The following is a 20,970-nucleotide window of genomic DNA, read 5'->3' on the forward strand; positions in this document are numbered from 1 at the left end:
CATCGTCATTCCTCCTGCTATCTTTTTCTATTATTCTACCTTATTTGATAGTAGATTTAAAACTTTGCAACAGAACCCATAAAACTCCTTTCGCACTACGATACATCGAACTTCGATACATAAAGTGTATCGCATCTCGATATATAAATCAAGAAAAAAATCAGAGAATATCCCTGATTTCATTTCTTGATTGTTTTAGAAAATGGTGTTTTATGTGTCGTGATAAAGTTCTCAAGCCAGCTAGCATCATCGCTCTCCGTCGCTACTTCTTCCCTTCCCTCATCCGTGTCCTGTTCTTCATCGTCTGAAAAATCGACTTTCCCAAACAGAACTACCTTGTCCTCCGTTTCAGCACTTGCTGAACTGCTATTAGTTGTTAGAAGCCCAAAAGTTACAAAACCTAGCATTGCAAGAGCACCTAAAACAAGTAATTTCTTCATCATTATTCCCTCCAAGATAATTAAGAAACTGTATTCACAGTTCAGCACTTCTAGCTAAGGCTAGTTTTTCAGCTTCTCACCGCTCGTTTTTTTCAAAATACAGTTAGTATTCCCTCAAAAAACTGCCTTGATTAGCGAAAAACCATCTCTTCTCTAAAAGCACTTTTCTTGTGAATACAATTTCTAAACATTGTTTTGTAAAGTTGTAAAACTCACAAGTATTATCTTACAGGAAATGACGAGCCGCTTAAAATTCATTACATATCTGTAACTTTCTCAATTTCCTTATTGACCTGGTGGATTAAATCATAGCAATCTAAAAATTTGGCAATATGCAGGCATTCCTTCATTATTTCTAGGCCACCATCATTTCCATTCATGTAGGACAAGCGTGCTTTTAGGAGCTTAAGCAGCAAACGATCTCGCATATTCTTTTCCATGATATTGACAGAGTCAAGAATTTTGAGAAAGCGAATCGCAGCAATCTCCTCTCCCCTATCTAACAAACTACTCGAAATATTGATGAGTACCTTATAGACATTGTCTCTGTTTTCTGTGATGTCCATATAAAACTTTGTTCGATTGAGAACTTCCATTCCCAACACCTCTAACATCTTGCTAGGAAGACCTCTGCTACAATTTCCGAAAATCCAGAGTTCAAATTTCCCCCAATCATCTATGGACATTAAATAGTCCGATAGAATAGCTTTTTCATCCTCTGAAACATCATAATCAGGATCGCACCATTGCTGCTTGAAGATGTGAAAGGCCGCGACCATCACCCTATCAAACTGACGACCATCCCTATCATACTCTGCTTGATGGTACAAAATTTTATCATCCATATACTGAGCGTTGTGACTATAAACTGCACGGACAAATTCTTCTGAAGAAAACAAATTATCTATCTGAAAGTAGGACTGGTAGAGGGTAGAAAATTCGCCCTCTACCACATTCATCCGTCTCAAACAATTAAAAAATGTATCTACAGAAAGATTACTCTTTCCATTTTCAAAGCGTGATAACTGAGCAGGTGTCACGAAATCCCCAGCCACTTCTTTTAGAGACATATTTTTTGATTCACGAATGATTTTAAAAATTTTTCCGTAAGTTCCCATTATATTCTCCACTCGTTACATTTATGTAACGAAATTTGCTAACTTTTGAATCTAGTATATCATAGATTTATCATTTTTTTATAGAAAGGCAGGTAGTTATGGCATCTCTCTTATCTACCCAAGAATTATCAAAGCAATACGGGAAACAAAAGGCCGTTCATCAGGTTTCTTTAACGATTAATAAAGGAGAAATATGTGGCTTAGTCGGTGAAAATGGTGCTGGGAAAACAACGCTTCTCAGAATGTTATCTGGCCTCATTTCCCAAACTTCTGGTACCATTACTAGCTCAAAAAATTGTCGTATTGGAGCTTTAATTGAATCCCCTGCTCTACAACCCAATTTATCTGCGATCGATAATCTTCGTTACATGGCTCTACAGTTAAACCTTAAGCAAGCTGATGAAAAAATCTTAGAAGCATTAGCAATTGTTGGTTTAGAAGATGTGGATCCTAAGAAAAAATCCAAAGATTTTTCACTGGGAATGCGTCAACGTTTAGCTATTGCCTTAGCTATTCTAGATAAGCCTGATTTTTTAATCCTAGACGAACCGATTAATGGTCTTGACCCTGTTGGAATCAAAGAAATGAGAAGCATTATTTTAAATCTTCGCAATCAATATGGGATGACCATCCTTATCTCCAGTCATATCCTATCGGAGCTTGAGATGGTGGTTGATCGATACATTATTATGCATAAAGGCCTTGTTGTCAAAGAATTCTCAAAACGAGAACTTGAACAAACCTTAGCAGAACAACTCTATCTACAAACGAACAACCATCCTAAGACCTTTACTATCCTTGAAGAGCAGGGCATCGCTTACAAAATAGATACGGATTATATCAGTCTGTCATCAGATACGAATGTTATGAGCCTCATTCATCTCTTGATAAACCATGAGATTGAGGTCAAAGAATTTTTTAAACAACAAATGTCATTTGAAGATTATTATCTGACATTGCTTCAAGAAGGAGAAGAGCATGATACATTACTTTAAAGCTGATTTATTTAAGATTCAAAAAGAACAGAGATTAACGGTTTCATTGGGAGTCTTGGCTTTCCTGTCCTTTTTATCCGCTTTTTTGCTACATGGCAACGAAGATTTCACTAGCTCTCTGATTCAATTGCTTTCTCAATTTATCACACTATTTTTTATCGTCCCAACAAACCTGTTCTTTGGAGAAGATTTTACTTACCGTACCATCAATCATATTATTATCAAGCAACAAACAAGAAAAGGAGTATTTTTCTATAAAGTCTTAGCAACCCTTGTCCTAGATCTCGCTTATATCCTTCTAGCCTATTTATTGAGTAGCAGTGTTGGTTTACTTCTAGGTGATCCTGTTGATTTTGCTGCGATAATACAAAGTTTCATTGTTCAGACACCTTTATTTATCTGTATCTCTCTGTTGTCCATCCTGATATTTGTCAAGTCTAATAAGGTCAATCAAGCCTATCTTGCCTTTAGTTTAATTAGCCTTCTTTTTGACAATATCTCCAACCTCATTACTAGTAACCTACTCCATATGAAATTACCAACAGATTATTTTCTATTCCTTTCCCTCCAACAAGGGGAAAATATTTCAAGGCTATCCATGAGTGTTAGCTTTATGGCTACTATACTATATCTCTATCTGAGTTACTTTATCTTCAGCAGGAAAGAGTTAAAATGATGTAACTTAGATTTCATATATAAAAAACATGTATGTCACACATCAGAAAAAACGTATGACATACATGTTTTCATTTCTTTATTTCCCTTGGGCAATCAACTCGGCTCCACGTTTTCGGTAGGATAGGTCGCCAACTGCTTCAATTAAAAGCTTGCCATTTTCGTATTTGAGGACGGTGATTGAGCCGTTATCGAGAAAGACATTAGCACCACGCTCTGGCTCCAACAGATGAGCCAGGGTTGCAATAGTCATACCGTGGCTGACCACAAGGGCATTGCCTCCGCCTTGTTTTTCCAAGTCTTGGGCGATGGATTCAAAACCTGTTAAGATACGATTGCTCAAAACCTCCCACGATTCCGCCCAGCCAGCGGTGTCTGCCTCTTGGATACCTGCTGCGATTTCCGCAAAGGACATACCCGTCGCATCAACTGTCCCTTTCAAACGAGGCAGGACACCTTGGAAAAGCTCAGCATCGTACATGCCTTCAAAACTACCAAAGCACCATTCACGGATACGCTTGTCTTGGTAATATGGGATTTTCCCCAAAATTCCCAACTCACGCTGGGCAATGGTCATGGTCTGAACGGTCCGCCCCAGGTCACTAGAAACAGCTAGCTTAAAATCAATACCCGCATCCTTTAGCCCCAAGCCCAGTTCACGAATTCCTTCCTCACCAGCCTTGGTCAGCGGTGTGTCACACCAGCCCTGCACGCGCCCAATGGTATTGAACATGGTTTTCCCGTGACGAGAAATATATAATCTTACATCTGCCATTCGTTTTTCTCCTTGTCATTTCTTACTATTAGTATAACAAAAAACCGACTGCTTGTGACAATCGGTCTACGTTTTTTAGTTCTTAAAGCTATGAATCGGTGCCGGAATCTGTCCGCCACGGTTGATAAAATCCACAGACGAAGCCTGATTGACCTTCATGACAGGAGCTGTTCCAAGTAGTCCACCGAATTCGATCATGTCTCCTTCTTTTCCAAGTGGAATGATACGGACCGCAGTCGTTTTCTGGTTGATGACCCCTATCGCCGCTTCATCCGCAATCATAGCTGCAATGGTTTCAGCAGGCGTTGTTTCTGGGATGGCAATCATGTCCAAACCAACAGAACAGATAGCCGTCATGGCTTCCAATTTTTCAAGGTTAAGGGAGCCATTTTGCACCGCCGCAATCATGCCCTCGTCCTCAGAAACAGGGATAAAGGCACCTGACAAGCCACCGACTTGGTTGCAGGCCATGACCCCACCCTTTTTGACTGCGTCATTGAGCAATGCCAGGGCAGCAGTCGTTCCGTGCGTACCTACGGTTTCTAAGCCCATTTCCTCCAAAACCCGTGCCACTGAATCGCCAACCGCTGGCGTTGGAGCAAGCGACAGGTCCACGATACCGAACTTGACACCCAGGCGTTCACTGGCCATATTACCAACCAACTGACCGATACGGGTAATCTTGAAGGCAGTCTTTTTGACGGTTTCCGCCACCACATCAAAGCTCTCACCACGCACTTTTTCAAGGGCACGCTTGACCACACCTGGCCCAGATACGCCAACATTGATGACCACATCCGCCTCACCGACACCATGGAAGGCACCCGCCATAAAGGGATTGTCCTCAACCGCATTGGCAAAGACCACCAGCTTGGCCGCCCCCATATCAGAAGCTTCCGCCGTCTCCTTGATGATCCGCCCCATATCCCGCACAGCCGTCATGTTGATGCCCGTCTTGGTCGAGCCGATATTGACCGACGAGCAGACCTTAGAGGTTTGGGCCAATGCCTGCGGAATGGAGTTGATGAGGATTTCATCACCTTTTTGGTAACCCTTTTGAACCAGAGCTGAAAAACCTCCGATAAAATCGATGCCGATCTCATGAGCCGCCTTGTCCAAGGCATGAGCCAAGGGAAGATAATCCGTGGCATCTGTCGCCGCACCAATCAAGGCAATAGGCGTCACCGATACCCGCTTGTTGACAATGGGAATTCCTAATTCCGCCGCAATCTCATCACCGACCGCTACCAAGTTCTTGGCCTTGGTTACAATTTTGGTGTAAACTTTCTCAGCAGCCTTATCAATATCCGAATCGATACAGTCCAAAAGGGAAATCCCCATGGTAATGGTCCGAATATCGAAGTGCTGTTCCTCGATCATCTCAATGGTTTCTCTAACCTGTCTAATATCCATGACCGCTCTCCTTACAAGTTGTGCATAGCATCAAAAATCGCCGCACTTTGAATGTTGATTTTCACGTTCAAGGACTGACCAAAAGCATCCAATTCTGAACGCAACTGAGTGAAATCTTTCTTCTCATCTGATGATACCACCGCCATCATGGTAAAATACTCATCCAAAACTGTCTGGGAAATATCATCAATATTCAAACCCAACTCCGCAATCTTAGTCGCAACACCTGCCACGATACCTGTCTTATCTTTTCCTACAACAGTAACAATTGCTTTCATGTTTCTACCTCATAAAATTTTCTCCTATTTTACCACAAATAAGAGGAAAACGGAATTGCTAGGACATATTGACCTCGAAATGTTCGCCTCTCCAGTTTATCTGAAAGACAAGGACAATCTCAAAAAATAGTCCTCATGGCTACTTACTTTCCTTTTTCTGAATAGTATGTTACACTGGAATGTACATTTATAACCTGTATGACTCCACAGTCTGGGGAGAGACTGTTGGAAGTTGGAGAGGGAGCGAACAGAGTCCGTATCATTCGTTATGACCGGTTCGGAGCCTATAACGCGAATAAACGGAGTTTGCTACGCTACCTCAATCTCTAACAAAAAACAGGAACTATCCGTTGGAGTCTTAGAAAGGATATCCAACCTTTATTTTGCCCAAACTCTATGAAATAAAAGAAAGGATGATTATGAAAATTGTCAAACAACTCTGGTGGTTTTTTAAGCTAGAGAAAAAGCGCTACCTCCTTGGCATTATCTCTCTGTGTCTGGTCAGTCTCCTCAACCTGCTGCCGGCCTATATTATGGGAGAAATCATTGACCAAATCGACAGCCGTGCACTGACAGGACAGGGACTCCTCTTGGGCGTACTGGGGCTTATCCTATCTGGCTTTGGCATGTACGCCCTCCGCTATGTCTGGCGAATGAATATCCTGGCCACCTCTTTTCGTCTAGGAAAAATTATGCGGGCTCGCCTCTTTGAGCATTTTATGAATATGTCGCCCTCATTTTTCCAAAATCACAGGACCGGTGACCTCATGGCCCATGCCACCAATGATATCAATGCCTTGACCCGTCTCGCAGGAGGCGGTGTTATGTCCTTCGTCGATGCGACTGTGACCGCTGTGGTGACCCTGGTAACCATGAGTTTTCTGATTTCTTGGCAAATGACCCTGGTAGCTATCCTGCCCCTGCCCTTCATGGCTATGACGACCAGCTATCTGGGCCGCCGCACTCATGAAAATTTCAAGGCCTCTCAAGCTGCCTTTTCAGAGCTGAACAATAAGGTCCAGGAATCTGTGTCTGGTATCAAAGTCACCAAGTCCTTCGGCTACCAAGAGCAGGAAAGCAAGGCCTTTCAAGAGGTCAACCAGGCAGCCTACCTCCAAAACCTCAAGACCATGCGCTACGATTCCCTCTTCGACCCAGCTGTCCTCTTCTTTGTCGGACTCTCCTATGTTCTCACCTTGATTTTTGGCTCCCAATTCATCGCCCAAGGCCAGGTTACCTTAGGGCAATTGGTCACCTTTATGACTTACCTGGACCTGCTGGTCTGGCCCCTCATGGCTATCGGTTTCCTCTTTAATATTACCCAGCGTGGTGCTGTTTCCTACGACCGCATCCAGAGTTTACTGGATGTTCATTCTGATGTAAAAGAGGCCAGCAAGCCTCTGTCAGCACCAGAAAATGGACAAATCTCCTACAAGGTCGACCGCTTTTCTTACGATAAGGATTCTGAGCAGCCTACTTTAGAAGATATTCACTTCAGCATTGAAAAAGGTCAGACTATCGGCCTGGTTGGTCCAACAGGTTCTGGTAAGACCAGTCTCATCAAGCTCCTCCTACGGGAATATGATGTAGACCAGGGCGCTATTTCCCTAAACGGGCAGGATATCAAAAACTACCGCCTGGCAGACCTGCGTGCCCTTATGGGCTATGTTCCCCAGGACCAATTTCTCTTTGCGGCCAGTGTTGCGGACAATATCTGCTTTGGCGACCCTGATTTGGAATTGCAGCACATCAAAGAGGCGGCCAAAACTGTCCATGTCTATGCAGACATCGAAGACATGCCTGACGGCTTTGCGACCATGGTCGGTGAGAAAGGGATTTCCCTATCTGGTGGGCAGAAACAACGTCTAGCCATGGCCCGTGCCATGATTCTCAACCCTGACATCCTGATTTTGGATGATTCCCTATCAGCAGTCGATGCCAAGACAGAACATGCTATTATCGAAAATATCAAGAGCAGCCGTCTGGACAAGACCACTATCATCACAGCCCACCGGCTCTCAGCTGTAGTCCATGCTGACTTGATTTTGGTTATGGAAGACGGAAAAATCGCCGAGCGGGGTACCCACCAGGAACTCTTGGAAAATCAAGCCTGGTACTACGACACCTACATGATGCAACAACTGGAAATGGAGGAAGAAAATGCAAGCTAAATCAAAAGAAAAAGGCGTTTTCTGGCGCCTCCTATCCTATCTCAAACCCTACTCGCTCCTAACTGCTGCAGCCCTGACCTTTCTCTTGCTGACGACTGTTGTTCGCAGCATCATTCCCCTTCTAGCCTCCCACTTTATTGACAATTATATCGGCCATATCTCCCAGTCTGGGACCATGATTCTGGCTGCCTACTTTGGGCTTTATCTGGTGCAGATGTTCTTTCAGTATCTAGGCAATATTTGGTTTGCCAAGGTTTCCTATAGCGTAGTCCGAGATATTCGTCGGGATGCCTTTGGCAAGGTCCAATCTCTAGGCATGGCCTATTTCGACCAAACACCGAGCGGTTCTATCGTGTCTCGCCTGACCAATGACACAGAGAGTATCTCAGAGATGTTCTCAGGAATCCTATCCAGCTTTATTTCAGCCCTCTTTGTCATCGTGGTTACTCTCTATACCATGTTTGCCCTGGACTGGAAATTGACCTCCATGCTGGTACTTTTCCTGCCCGTCATCTTCATCCTGGTCAATCTTTACCGCAAAAAATCCGCTCCTGTCGTCGCTAAGACACGCAGTCTCCTCAGCAACATCAACAGCAAGCTAGCAGAGTCTATCGAGGGCATCCGGATTATTCAGGCCTTTTCTCAGGAAAAACGTCTAACTGAGGAATTTGAGGCTATCAACCAGGAACACCTGGCCTATGCTAGCAAGTCTATGGCCCTGGACAGTCTCTTCCTCCGTCCTGCCCTATCGCTGATTAAGATTTTGACCTATGCCCTGCTGATTAGCTACTTCGGCTTGGACTGGTCAGACGCTACTGTATCTGCTGGGATGATTTACGCCTTCATCCAATATGCTAACCGCCTCTTCGACCCGCTTTTGGAGGTCACCCAGCATTTCTCTACCCTGCAAACCTCCATGGTTTCGGCCGGTCGTGTCTTTACCCTTATGGACCAGACCATTGAGGAACCCCAGCAGGTTGACCAGGGAGCCTGTATCAGCCAGGGAGATATCGTTTTTGAGGACGTTTCCTTCTCCTACGACGGCAAACGGAAAATCCTTGACAAGGTTTCTTTTCAGGTCAAGAAAGGCCAGACTATCGCCTTTGTCGGCGCGACCGGTTCTGGAAAATCGTCTATTATCAACGTCTTCATGCGTTTTTACGAATTTGAATCCGGGCGGGTTCTGATTGACGGTCAGGATATCCGAACCTTCCCTGCCCAGGAATTGCGGTCAAATATCGGTCTGGTCTTGCAGGACCCCTTCCTCTATCACGGAACCATTGCCTCCAATATCCAGATGTACCAGGATATCAGTAGAGAGCAGGTCGAGGAGGCAGCCCGTTTTGTGGACGCTGCTCCCTTTATCGAAAAATTACCAGACGGCTATGACCACCTGGTTACCGAAAAAGGTTCCGCCTTCTCAACTGGACAACGTCAATTGCTGGCCTTTGCTCGCACCATGGCCAGCCAGCCTAAAATCCTGATTTTAGATGAGGCCACAGCCAATATTGACTCCGAAACCGAGCAAACTGTCCAGTATTCCCTGGAAAAAATGCGACAAGGACGGACAACCATTGCCATCGCCCACCGCCTATCCACCATCCAAGATGCCGATTGCATCTATGTCTTGGACAAGGGCAAGATTATCGAGTCGGGCAACCACGAACAACTCTTGGCCATGAAAGGCACCTACCAACGCATGTACCAATTGCAAGCAGGCCAATTGGCAGAGTAAAGATTGTAAAAGGAGCACCTCAGCCAGGTGCTCCTCTTTCTATTCTATTATATTCCATAAAAATCAATCTAGCCTATCTCCCTCCGAGTCTTTCAGTCACCAAGGCTCTCGACAAGGATAAGATGATTTTCTAAGAGTATTATTTTTCTGCTGACCGTCTTGCATAGGCCGTCCAGTCAATACCACGTGCCTGACACCAATTCTGCACAGCCGGTGCTAGAATCAGGTCGGTCTTTCTCAAGTCTGCCACAGTTTTAGCACCCAGCATGGTCATGATTTCCGCAATCTGTGTCTGGTAGCGGTCGATAGCCTGCATGGCCTCTTCCAGGCGGTCTGCCTTGCCGTCTTTTACAAATTGCAGGAAGTGATTGGACATCCCGACCAGGTCAGCACCAAGGGCTAGGGCTTTGACAATATCTAGCGGATTTTTAATACCACCTGAGGCGATGACCTGAGGACGACGGTCAGCCGGCAGAGACATGACCTCCACCAGAGATACCACCGTCGATTGGCCCCAACCCTCCAGGTAGTCGTAATCATGAAAGGCCCGACGGGCATTCTCAATCTTGGCAAAATCCGTCCCACCAGTCCCCGAAATATCAACTGTCTGGACACCAACCGAGGCCAATTTTGCCACCGTTTCCCGGCTCATACCAAAGCCAACTTCCTTGGCAATGACAGGCACATCCAGCTCTCGCACCAGGATCTCGATATTCTTCAACCACATAGAGAAATCTCGGTCCCCCTCTGGCATAACAATCTCCTGAGGAGCATTGACATGAATCTGAATGGCATTGGCCTCCAGCAAATCTACAGCCCGCTTGGCATTGTCCACATCGTGGTGGGCACCTAAGTTAGCAAAAATGATTCCGTGAGGATTTTCTCGACGCATGACAGAAAAGGTCTCCGCCACAGAAGGATCCTTAATGGCCGCACTAACAGAGCCCGACGCCAGCGGAATCTTCCCAAAGCACCCCAAAATCCCCAGCATTTGATTGATTTTCCCAGTCCTTTCACTTCCGCCAGTCATGGCATTGATGAAAAATGGGTGGGCAAAATCCAAACCAGCCACACTGGTTGCAAGGGACACATCCTCCAGCTTAAGCTCTGGCAAAGAATGGTGCACAAAACGAGTCTGGGCAAAGTCCGACGCCGACTGACTACTATACTGCTGGTTGGCCAGCCCCACATGCTGGTCCTTACGATCCAAGCCAAATTGTCCAAAATAATACATAAAATCTCCTTATTCACGCATGGCGATGTTTAGTTGGAGTGGAAGAATCCCGGCTTGTCGCCAAGCCATCTCAATGATCTCTTTTTGTTCCCTACTGTCTACCAGGCAGATGCCGCAGTCACCTCCACCTGCACCTGAGGATTTGGCCACCGCCCCATAAGCCTGGGCCCGATTAGCCAGTTGACTCAGTATAGGCGTCTCGATGACCAGGCCCATATCAGCCGAAAAATCCTGCAAGAGCCTGCGATTTTCTGCCACAGCCTGCTTGACCGCTGCCACTTGTCCTGTCTGACAGGCCAGGATAAACTGCTCCACACAGGCCTTTGAGTCGGCCAGAAACTGGCTATGGATACGATCCTTCTGCTCCTGGCTTTTCTGACTTTCCAGCTGCTGGACCAAACTGTCAGTCGAGGCCGCCGACCCCGTCCAACCAACCAGGAGTTGCAGGGGAGCGGGTAGCTGGATGGATTCAATCTTCAGGCCCAGCCAATCAGAGACTAACAAGTCCTCCAAGGACTGCTCTACCATTGCCTGCAAAAGCCAAGCCCGGTCCAAAGAATGGTAGGCCACAAGTCCCCCAAAGCTAGAAGCTGCCAGGTCACCAAAGGAACCGGTCATGCCCAGTTGGGTCTGGGCCAGGGCAGCCAACTTGTAGACCAAGAGGGGCTCAGCTGACTGTTGGTAATAGGCCAAAACCGCCTTGACCGTCGCCACCGTAACCGCACCTGAAGAACCCAGTCCGTACTTGGTACCTGATACCTGGTCGTCCAGGTCTGACTGGATGCCTAGGGCATAAGCTCCTTGACAGGTCAAGCCCTTGGTCCGCAGATAAACCTCGGTCACCTGCATGGCCATCGTAATCAGTGGATAGGGATTTTCCCCATGGGTAACAATAGTCGCTCCCTGACGGCTCCAAGGCAGATAGAGGTCTGCCTGCTGGCTAGAATGAATACTGGCCTGGTCTGACGTTTGAACGGTCACGGTCAGATACTGGTCCACTGCCGCAATGACAGCTGGCTGACCAGCCTCGACCACCGCATATTCCCCTGCCAGAAAGAGCTTGCCTGGTGCTTGTACTTGTACCTGCATCCTAAGACCTCTCTTCAAATGCCTGCTGGGAGCCTTGCCAGTCCTCATCTGTCAGAACATAGGCCGCAGGACCTGGTAGGCTGGTAATGATTTTTTCTTTGGGGAGGTACTGAGATAGGCCATCGACCAGCTCTGCCATTTGACTGGCTCTGCAAAGAACCTTGACATTTGGTCCCGCATCCATGGTCATGTAGGCTGATAGGCCGCTTTCCTCACGGACCTGACGAACAGCCTCCTGGGCCAGCAAACTATCTGCCGACCAATAGGTAAACGGCGGATTGGCAGACAGGGTGGTAGCATGCATCTTCATGCCATTATGCTCGGTAATCTGACCGACCTGTTCAAAATCCCGGTCCGCAATAGCCTGCTTAATAGCCTGCAAATCTTCCTTAGCAGTGTCCATCCAGGCCTGGTAAAAGGGGGACGTTGCGACCGTATGGTCCATGCCTTCACGGCTGGCAATCTTTTTCTGACCTGTATTGACCGCAAGAACAATCATGCCAATATCCCAGTCCGCATCATCGATGGGATGGGCCATAGAATCTGCCGAACCTGTCCCCATATCCCACTCGACAAAACCTCCGAAAAGGCTACGGGTGCTGGAGCCTGAACCACGACGGGCAAGGGTTGACAATTCCTCTCGACTCAAATTCAGACCTAGAGCTGTCGCGGTAGCCAAGGTCAGGGCCGCAAAGGCTGAGGCTGAGCTGGCTAATCCTGCCGCAGTCGGAACAAAATTGAGACTTTCCACTCGGGCAAAAGTCCTCTCACCTATATATTCGCAAAATAAATCCAAAAATCGCGAAATTTTTAAAATTTCTTTTGAATCTTGCAAGATTCCATTTAAATAAAACTCATCAGCCGTCAAATCGCTGTCAAAAATCACCTTGGTATCTGTGTAAAAGGCATCCAGGGTCAGTGACAGGCTGGAGTTCATGGGCAAGAAGAGTTGCTTGTCTCGCTTACCCCAGTATTTGATCAGGGCGATATTGGTATGGGCACGGGCAATGCCGATTTTCTGGCTCATCTTATTCTCCTAAGTATTGGATCCAGGTTTGCTTGGCACCTGCTTGGGCGAGGATGCAGGCCAATTCCTGGGCTTTTTGTTCTGTTTTTACAAGGGCAATCATACAGCCGCCACGGCCACCTCCGGTCAGCTTGGCTCCTAGAGCTCCATGGGTCTGGGCTAGGCTGACCAGTTTATCTAGGCTGGGGTCTGACACGCCTAATTTTTGTAAGAGGACATGGGCTCGACTCATCTTTTGACCTAGAAGCTCTGCCTGATCATGGGCTAAATCCTCTCGAGCAGCCTGGGTTAAAGAACCTAGTTCTTCCACTAGCTGAACGGCCTTTGGCTCATTTTCCAAAAGAGTCGCAACATCAAGGATAGCCTCAAGGGTATTTCCGGTAACGCCGGTGTCAGCCACGACCAAATAGGCATGGAGGTTGAGGGTCAAAGGTTGGATGGGCTGGTTTTTGACGAAATAAATGGGGAACTTGCCGCTAGTCGTCGCTGCATCAATTCCTGAGGGGTTACCGTGGGCAATCTTTTCCGAGGACTGGACGATGTCCCAGAGCTCGCTGTCGGTCAGCTCCTTTTGGTAGTAGGCAAAGAGGGCGCGTGCCACCGCTACTGCCACTGCGGCACTGGAGCCCATGCCCCGCTCTGCTGGTATAGTGGAACTAATCTGGATATGAATGGCCGGGTCGGTCGGTGCTCCGATGCGGTAGAGGGAAAAGCGAATGGCGTGCTTAAGACTCTCCCAAATCTTGGGCATCTTGTGGACAAATCCCTGATAAAAATCACAGGTCACGGTTAGAGCAGTCCCTTGGGCCGCAACGGTCGCAGTAATCTGGACAGCAGAAAAAGGCATGGCAATGGCCGGCTGACCGTACACCACCGCATGCTCTCCCATTAAAATAATCTTTCCTGCCGAAGCTCCTACTGCTGTCATATCTGCCTCCTTGTCAATCAGCTCTATTATACCACTTTTTTAAATCAATAGAAAATGTGAAAACAGCCGACCATCGCCGACTGTTTTCCAGGAGATTATATGAAAAAGATTTCGCTATTTCTAGCTTGACTATAGTATACCCCTTCAAGCTTAAAGAAAGCTAAAGCCATTTTTTATAACAAATATACAAAAATCCAGCCCGAAAGGCATTGTCCAGGATAGTCGCAATCCAAATGGCATCTAATCCTAGCTTGAAAACCTTGAACAAGATTAGGGCGCCAAGTATCCGCACCAGCCACATGCCGAGACTAGTGGCAAAAAATGGGAGCTTGGCATTGCCCAATCCCTGACAAAGAGCCGTCAGAATCAGAGTAGCCGCCGTAACCGGCACACCGAGCAGGGAATAAAACAAGACAGTCTGACTGGCTTCCGCCACTAGAATGTCTTCGGTATAGAGTCTAGTAAGCTGCGGGCCAAATAAATAGGCTAATCCAGCAACCAAAACCATACAGCCGACGGACAAGAACAAACCTGCTTGCAACAATTGAGCAACCTGTGTCTTATCCTTACGGTATCTAGCCGTCAAGATGACCAGGGCCGTCGCCAGTCCCATGGCTGGTATGTAGTTAAACTGGGTCAGGGTTTCCCCGATAGCATTTCCCGCTAGAACAGCCGTCCCCAGACTGACAATAAGGCTGACCACCACGACATCCCCCGCCCGCATCATCAGCCTTTCTCCAGCAGCGGGTAGGGCAAGTCTGACCAAATCCTTATCCATGGATCAGGTCCATTCTGCCAGGGGAACTGGCAACTGCGACCAAAGGAGCAGGCAACCTATGAGACGAGATAGAACTGTTCCGACAGCAATTCCAGCCACGCCGGCATGGAGCACAAAAACGGCGAAAGCGGAGAGCAGGATGTTGAGGAGATTGCTCAAGAGGCTGACATACATGGGGAGGGCAGGCCTACCAAGAGACCTGAGAATGGCGCTGAGGCTGGTCATAAGACCTAGAAAAACGACAGCACCGCCGACTAGGATCAAATAGAGACCGCCCGTTTCTACGACCGCTGCCTCTACTCCCAATAGAGCCAGCAAGCTAGGGCCTGCCAAAATAGCGACTAAACCCAAAATACCGCTGACAAGTAGGGTCAATTTGAGACTTTCCGTCATCCTGGTTCCGACCACTTGCTCACCTTGGTTGCTGGATTGGGCCAGACGTGCAGAAATAGCAGCAGCCAGGGCGATGAAAAGGGCCTGGTAAATAGCCAGAATATTGTTGGCGACGGAAACACCTGACAGGGCAACCATCCCCAGACCTGCCACCAGGTAGGAATCTACCATTCCCATCAGCATCTGCAGGACATTTTCTCCCATGGCAGGTAGGGCAATAGAGATTATTTCTTTATAAATTTTTTTCATAAGGCATAGAAAAAGGGAGTGGGCAAGAACTCGACAAAGCTAAGAAGAGTTCGTCTGCCCACCCCCGCACAGCTCCAACGGTTTGGGGAACCTTTGGAGGTTGAAAATAGAGCGAACAAAGTTCGCATCATTCATTAGGTCTGATCCGGAGCGTAAAACGCGAACGAAATGAGGTTTGCTACGCAATCCTTATTTCCAACCTTTCACAGTTCCCCAAACTGTGAAAGCCAATCAACCACTGCGCTGAGATGTTGACATGAACTATAAAAATCGAGTCTAGGCTTTTGCCCACTCCTTGAATATTCCAATTATACTCCCAAATAACGCTCGACTTCGACCTGCATATCCGCTGCTGCAACGATTGTTGTGTGGCGGACAGGAGCTATTTCTAAGCCGTCCACCGCCGGTGGCAAGGCAACACCTGAAATTTCATGGAGTTTAGCCAGCGCCTCAAAGTCTGATAGACCTGTTTCCCCTGTCACAGACTGGACTGCCACAACTGGGAACTTGTAAGGACTAGCTGTAGAGGCGATAACTGTCGGTGTCTGGTCGCCTGTTTTCTCCACATACTTCTTATAGACAGCGGAGGCAACAGCCGTGTGTGGGTCCTCGATATAGTCTGACTCTTCATAAACACGCTTGATTTCCGTCGCTGTCTCCTCTTCCGTCGCAAAGGCGGCATCAAAGAGAGATAGGATAGACGCGTCAGCCCCTTGGATGTCATACTGGCCATCTGTAGCCAAACGATCCATAAGCTCAGCTGTTTTTGCTGCATCATTTCCAAAGAGATGGAAAATCAGGCGCTCCAAGTTAGACGATACCAGGATGTCCATGGACGGGCTAGTCGTCACGCGGAAGGTGCGTTTCTTGTCGTAAACACCGGTCGTGAAGAAATCAGTCAGGACATTGTTGTCGTTGGACGCACAAATCAGTTTGTTAATCGGCAGGCCAATTTGCTGGGCATAGTAGGCAGCCAGGATGTTTCCGAAGTTACCAGTCGGTACAGTAAAGTTGACCTTGTCGCCAGCCGCAATCTCGCCAGTCTTGACCAGCTGAGCGTAGGCGTAGACATAGTAGACAATCTGTGGCACCAGACGGCCGATGTTCATAGAGTTGGCTGATGAAAATTGTAGTTTCTTTGCTGCCAATTTTTCACGCAAGTCCACATCGTTGAACATGTATTTGACCGCTGTTTGGGCATCATCAAAATTACCGTCAATAGCTACAACATGAGTATTATCACCAGTCTGGGTCGTCATCTGCAGCTCTTGCACCTTGGAAACACCGTCACGTGGATAAAAGACCACGATACGGGTGCCAGGCACATCCGCAAAACCTGCCATGGCCGCCTTCCCAGTATCGCCAGAAGTCGCGGTCAGGATGACAATTTCATTTTCCAGACCATGCTTTTTGGCGGCCGTCGTCATCAGATAAGGCAGGATAGACAGAGCCATATCCTTAAAGGCAATGGTCGAACCACGGAAGAGCTCCAGGTTGTATTGGCCCTTTAGTTTTACCACTGGGGCAATGGCTGGTGTGTCAAACTTGCTGTCGTAGGCATTGGTGATACAGTAATCCAGCTCATCTGCGGTAAAATCATCCAAGAAAGCCGACAAAATCAGCTCAGCCACTTCTTGGTAGGAAGCGTCCTTGAGCTGGTCAAAATTCAAGTCAACTGCTGGTGCAGAAAGCGGTGTAAAGAGACCACCGTCTGTCGCCAAGCCCTGCAAGATAGCCTGGCTGGCAGAAACACGGTTGTTAGCATCTCGGGTGGATTGGTAAACTAAAGTCATGGGCGAATATCCTCTAAAAATCTATTTCCCCTATTCTACCATAAATTGACAGAAAATTGGAAAGATTTGAGAAAAAACCGAACAGCGGTTCGGTTTTCAGGCTTTATTTGTCCTTCAACAAGGCCAAGCCTCCGAAGAAAGACCAGTTGAGGAGGGACAGATAGGCTAGCCCTCTCAAAAGTCGAAGGCTGCTGAGCGTGTCAAAATCGATACCATCTTTAACAGCCAGCAGCCAGTCCCCAGCAAATAAAAGATAAAGTGCCCCAAGACAAGCTACGGCAATTAAAATAAAACCAAGTTGCTTCTTCATATCCTTCCCCCTCCTATCCTGCCTTATAAAATGGCTTCCGCAATCAAGCGGTCAAAGCGTCTGATATCAATTCCTTTTTTCAGATTTATCTTGATATGACCTGCCCTAGTCCAGAGTTCAACTTCCGCATTGAAATCTAGGAATTTTCCTGCATTTTCCGTTGACCACATATTGATAGAACTGTAAGGGAGCGAGTACATCTCTACTTTTTTACCCGTTAGCCCCTGTGCATCACGGACAATCAAGCGACGATTGGTAAAAATAGCACTGTCTCGTATGGTTGCATAGGCAGCCTTGGGCTCCTCACCCGGCAATAAAATCTCAAAAACATCAGCTGGCACTGGACATTCACGGACAAAAGTCCAGGCTAAAGGGGTTAATTCTGCCATAGGAGGCCTCCTTGTTTTTATTTTAGTATATCATAATATAAATATTTCCTCAATAACCAAAAACACCAGCCTACCTTGTGTAAACTGGTGTTTGAGAAAGTTTTGGAGGCTGGTCCATTTGTTTATACAACGGTTGTTGAGGAACGATTTTCTAAACGAACCTAGATAGATTACCGAAACCGTTCTAGCCCTAAGTCTTTCTAGGCAGATAGACGAAGACTAAGCCTATTCAGTTTTGAAATCAGTTTTTCCTAAGAGAATCTAGGCGGCGAAGGTGACGGTTGAATTCAAGTTCACCTAGTCAACAACGAAGATATCCCAAATCATCAAGGAATGATTTTCTAAATGAGGCGAGGCAAAGCGACGCAGGCGTAACTGAAGTTAGGCAAGGAGCTTTAACGACGGATCATGACGAAAATCATTACTTGATGCGACCTGGACGTTCTTTGTAGCCGTAATACGCATCTTCGATGATTTCTTGCATATGGTCAACCATGGCCAAGCGTGGGTTAGCAGGTGTACATTGGTCTTCATAAGCAAGCAGCGCCAATTCACGAGAGTACTCTTTGAGTTCTTTCTCATCAACACCTTGGTCTTTCAAGTTCATTTGGATACCGATACGCTCACCCAATTCGTAAACTGCTTTCGCGTAAGATGCCACACCTTCTTCTGGTGTTGAAGCTGGAAGTCCAAGCATTTTAGCGATGTCTTGATACTTCTCGTCCGCACGGTAGTAGTTGTACTTAGGCCATGTAGCGGTCTTAGCTGGACGAGTACCGTTGTAACGGATAACGTATGGAAGCAAGATAGCGTTGGTACGACCGTGAACAGTGTGGAAACGTCCGCCAAGTTTGTGGGCCATTGAGTGAGAAATACCGAGGAAGGCGTTGGCAAAGGCCATACCTGCCATTGTTGAGGCGTTATGCATTTTCTCACGAGATTCCCAATCTGCTTCTTTGACAGATTTTTCAAGGTTTTCAAAGACCAACTTGATGGCTTGAAGAGCCAAACCGTCTGTGTAGTCATTGGCAACTGTTGATACGTATGCTTCTGTTGCGTGAGTCAATACGTCCATACCTGTATCTGCTGCTACAAAGTCAGGCACACTCATAACGAATGCTGGGTCAACAATGGCAATGGTTGGTGTCAATGAGTAGTCAGCAAGTGGGTATTTACGGTTGTTTTTCTTATCAGAAATAACGGCAAATGGCGTAACTTCTGAACCGGTACCAGATGTGGTTGGGATACCAACATATTTTGCTTTTTCACCCAATTCTGGGAATTTGAAGGCACGTTTGCGGATGTCCATGAATTTTTGAACAAGATCACGGAAGTCCACTTGTGGTTGCTCGTAGAAGAGCCACATGATTTTCGCAGCATCCATTACAGAACCACCACCGATAGCGATGATTGTATCTGGTTTGAAGGCTTTCATGGCCTCTGCACCGCGTTCAACTGTTGTGATATCTGGATCTGGTTCGATGTCTGAGAAGACAGTGTACATGACTTTGTTTGAGCGAAGTTGCAATTGTTCAATTACACGTTGAACAAATCCAAGTTTCACAACGACTTCATCAGCTACGATCATGACTTTCTCAACATTTGCCATTACTTGCAAGTATTGAATGGAGTCACGTTCGAAGTAAATTTTTGATGGAACTTTAAACCATTGCATATTATTTCTCCGTCTTCCTACTTTCTTGATGTTGAGCAAGTTAAGAGCACTTACATTGTCACTCACAGAGTTGCGTCCATAAGAACCACATCCCAAGGTAAGAGATGGAAGGAAGGAATTGTAAACATCACCAATACCACCGAAGGTTGATGGAGAGTTCCAGATAACACGGATAGCTTTTACACGCGTACCGAACTCTTTTGCCAAATCTGCATCCGCTGTGTGGATAGCTGCTGAGTGTCCAAGACCATGGAATTCAACCATTTGACGTGCTGCTTCCAGACCTTCTTCACGACCTTCTACTTTCAAGACAGCGATAACTGGTGACAATTTTTCACGTGTCAATGGCTCTTTTTCACCGATTTCAGCCACTTCAGCCGCCAAGATGTTGGTCCCTTCTGGTACTTTGAAGCCAGCTTGCTCTGCAATCCATGCAGCTGGACGACCTACGATGTCCGCATTCAATTTTCCTTCTGCACAGTTTTTGCTGTTAGCCTTCACGCCAAAGCAGAATTCTTCCAGAAGGGCTTTTTCTTTTTTATTGACAAAGTAAGTGTGGTATGATTTGAATTCTGCCACGAATTCATCATAGATGTCTTTATCCACGATAACCGCTTGTTCAGAAGCACACACCATACCGTTGTCAAATGACTTAGACATGACGATATCATGAGCAGCTTGACGGATGTTTGCTGATTTTTCAACATAGGCAGGAACGTTACCCGCACCTACTCCAAGTGCTGGTTTGCCGCAAGAGTAAGCTGCACGCACCATTGCGTTACCACCTGTCGCAAGAATTGTTGCGATACCGTCGTGCTTCATCAACTCTGAAGTTGCTTCCATCGATGGTTTTGTAATCCATTGGATACAGTTTTCAGGTGCACCTGCTGCTACAGCTGCTTCATAGACAACACGGGCCGCGTGTGCTGATGATTCTTGTGCAGATGGGTGGAAGGCAAAGACGATTGGGTTACGTGTTTTAAGAGCAATCAATGATTTGAAGATGGCTGTTGAAGTTGGGTTGGTTGTTGGAGTAACCCCACAGATAACCCCTACTGGCTCAGCAATCAAGGTCAAACCAGTTACTTCGTCGTCTTCAATCACGCCAACAGTTTTGACACCACGCATGTTGTTCACAACGTGTTCGCAGGCGAAGAGGTTTTTAGTCGCCTTGTCTTCAAAGACACCGCGACCAGTTTCTTCATGGGCATGCATAGCCAAGACGCCGTGTTGATCCAAGGCAGCTACTGACGCTTTCGCAACGATGTAGTCAACCTGCTCTTGATTGAGAAGACGAAATTCTTCCAGAGCCACAAGCCCTTTTTGTACAAGCTCATCAACGTGTGCACGAGCTTCTGCCAATTTTTCTTCTGGTGATACTACTTTTTTATCAGCCATGATATTCCTCCAAAAATTCCGTTAATCATTTTGTTAACTTTTTCACAATGTTATTGTACACTAAGTTTTTTGTTTTGTAAAGTCTTTTTGTTAAATTTTTCACAAGT

General features: G+C 46.6%; 17 protein-coding genes and 1 pseudogene. 4 read left to right on the top strand and 14 right to left on the bottom strand.

The features are described from left to right. Positions 1-179 precede the first annotated feature (179 nt). Positions 180-443 (bottom strand): hypothetical protein, encoded by a 264-nt coding sequence (locus tag ACHBID_RS07570; protein WP_394732026.1) that lies wholly within the window; start codon positions 441-443, stop codon positions 180-182. A gap of 254 nt (positions 444-697) precedes the next feature. Then, a complete protein-coding gene (locus ACHBID_RS07575; protein WP_394732024.1) occupies positions 698-1,558 on the bottom strand; it encodes a helix-turn-helix domain-containing protein in 861 nt (286 codons plus the stop codon). 98 nt (positions 1,559-1,656) lie between these two features. On the opposite strand from ACHBID_RS07575, the gene ACHBID_RS07580 reads away from it, so the two are divergent. Together ACHBID_RS07580 and ACHBID_RS07585 are read left to right on the top strand one after the other, a co-directional pair. Then, a complete protein-coding gene (locus ACHBID_RS07580) occupies positions 1,657-2,553 on the top strand; it encodes an ATP-binding cassette domain-containing protein (protein ID WP_394732022.1) in 897 nt (298 codons plus the stop codon). Next, positions 2,537-3,229 (top strand): ABC transporter permease, encoded by a 693-nt coding sequence (locus ACHBID_RS07585; protein WP_394732020.1) that lies wholly within the window; start codon positions 2,537-2,539, stop codon positions 3,227-3,229. The genes ACHBID_RS07580 and ACHBID_RS07585 overlap by 17 nt, the downstream gene beginning before the upstream one ends. A 78-nt stretch (positions 3,230-3,307) precedes the next feature. Here ACHBID_RS07585 and ACHBID_RS07590 read toward each other — a convergent pair whose 3' ends face one another. From ACHBID_RS07590 to ACHBID_RS07600, 3 genes are all read right to left on the bottom strand, one after another. Next, complete coding sequence (locus tag ACHBID_RS07590; RefSeq protein ID WP_053867451.1) at positions 3,308-4,003, bottom strand: histidine phosphatase family protein; 696 nt, start codon at positions 4,001-4,003, stop codon at positions 3,308-3,310. Positions 4,004-4,078: 75 nt separating this feature from the next. Next, entirely contained in the window at positions 4,079-5,416 is a 1,338-nt protein-coding gene (locus ACHBID_RS07595) for a PFL family protein (protein ID WP_044689797.1), read from the bottom strand. Positions 5,417-5,427: 11 nt separating this feature from the next. Beyond that, entirely contained in the window at positions 5,428-5,694 is a 267-nt protein-coding gene (locus ACHBID_RS07600; RefSeq protein ID WP_394732018.1) for an ACT domain-containing protein, read from the bottom strand. Between the two features lie 419 nt (positions 5,695-6,113). Here ACHBID_RS07600 and ACHBID_RS07605 point away from each other — a divergent pair, with 419 nt between their 5' ends. Both ACHBID_RS07605 and ACHBID_RS07610 read left to right on the top strand, forming a co-directional pair. Continuing rightward, complete coding sequence (locus tag ACHBID_RS07605) at positions 6,114-7,865, top strand: ABC transporter ATP-binding protein (RefSeq protein ID WP_394732016.1); 1,752 nt, start codon at positions 6,114-6,116, stop codon at positions 7,863-7,865. Next, on the top strand, positions 7,855-9,600 hold the full coding sequence (locus ACHBID_RS07610; RefSeq protein WP_394732014.1) for an ABC transporter ATP-binding protein: 1,746 nt from the start codon (positions 7,855-7,857) through the stop codon (positions 9,598-9,600). Before ACHBID_RS07605 ends, ACHBID_RS07610 begins: the two co-directional genes overlap by 11 nt. Before the next feature lie 139 nt (positions 9,601-9,739). On the opposite strand, the gene fni is transcribed toward ACHBID_RS07610, so the two are convergent. From fni to adhE, 9 genes and pseudogenes are all read right to left on the bottom strand, one after another. Then, the gene (fni, locus tag ACHBID_RS07615) at positions 9,740-10,834 is read right to left on the bottom strand and encodes a type 2 isopentenyl-diphosphate Delta-isomerase (protein WP_172079314.1); all 1,095 of its coding nucleotides are present in this window, start codon (positions 10,832-10,834) and stop codon (positions 9,740-9,742) included. Between the two features lie 9 nt (positions 10,835-10,843). Then, positions 10,844-11,923 (bottom strand): phosphomevalonate kinase, encoded by a 1,080-nt coding sequence (locus ACHBID_RS07620; protein ID WP_105122136.1) that lies wholly within the window; start codon positions 11,921-11,923, stop codon positions 10,844-10,846. Position 11,924: 1 nt separating this feature from the next. Next, the gene (mvaD, locus tag ACHBID_RS07625) at positions 11,925-12,950 is read right to left on the bottom strand and encodes a diphosphomevalonate decarboxylase (protein WP_105110366.1); all 1,026 of its coding nucleotides are present in this window, start codon (positions 12,948-12,950) and stop codon (positions 11,925-11,927) included. Position 12,951: 1 nt separating this feature from the next. Next, positions 12,952-13,878 carry a mevalonate kinase gene (gene mvk / locus ACHBID_RS07630; RefSeq protein ID WP_105160403.1) on the bottom strand — a complete coding sequence of 309 codons (927 nt, stop codon included), beginning with the start codon at positions 13,876-13,878 and terminating at the stop codon, positions 12,952-12,954. Between the two features lie 160 nt (positions 13,879-14,038). Next, a pseudogene (locus ACHBID_RS07635) lies at positions 14,039-15,298 on the bottom strand (MATE family efflux transporter). 308 nt (positions 15,299-15,606) lie between these two features. Beyond that, entirely contained in the window at positions 15,607-17,091 is a 1,485-nt protein-coding gene (thrC, locus tag ACHBID_RS07640) for a threonine synthase (RefSeq protein WP_257104052.1), read from the bottom strand. 103 nt (positions 17,092-17,194) lie between these two features. Continuing rightward, a complete protein-coding gene (locus ACHBID_RS07645; RefSeq protein WP_105122132.1) occupies positions 17,195-17,401 on the bottom strand; it encodes a hypothetical protein in 207 nt (68 codons plus the stop codon). A 23-nt stretch (positions 17,402-17,424) separates the two neighbouring features. After that, positions 17,425-17,790, bottom strand: coding sequence for a PH domain-containing protein (locus tag ACHBID_RS07650; RefSeq protein WP_105122131.1), 366 nt, complete (start codon positions 17,788-17,790; stop codon positions 17,425-17,427). Positions 17,791-18,211: 421 nt separating this feature from the next. Then, positions 18,212-20,863, bottom strand: a complete 2,652-nt coding sequence (gene adhE / locus ACHBID_RS07655) for a bifunctional acetaldehyde-CoA/alcohol dehydrogenase (RefSeq protein WP_105122130.1) — start codon at positions 20,861-20,863, stop codon at positions 18,212-18,214. Positions 20,864-20,970: the final 107 nt, after the last annotated feature.

The sequence above is a fragment of the Streptococcus sp. A25 genome (assembly GCF_043674095.1).
Taxonomy (GTDB): Bacteria; Bacillota; Bacilli; order Lactobacillales; family Streptococcaceae; genus Streptococcus; species Streptococcus suis_V.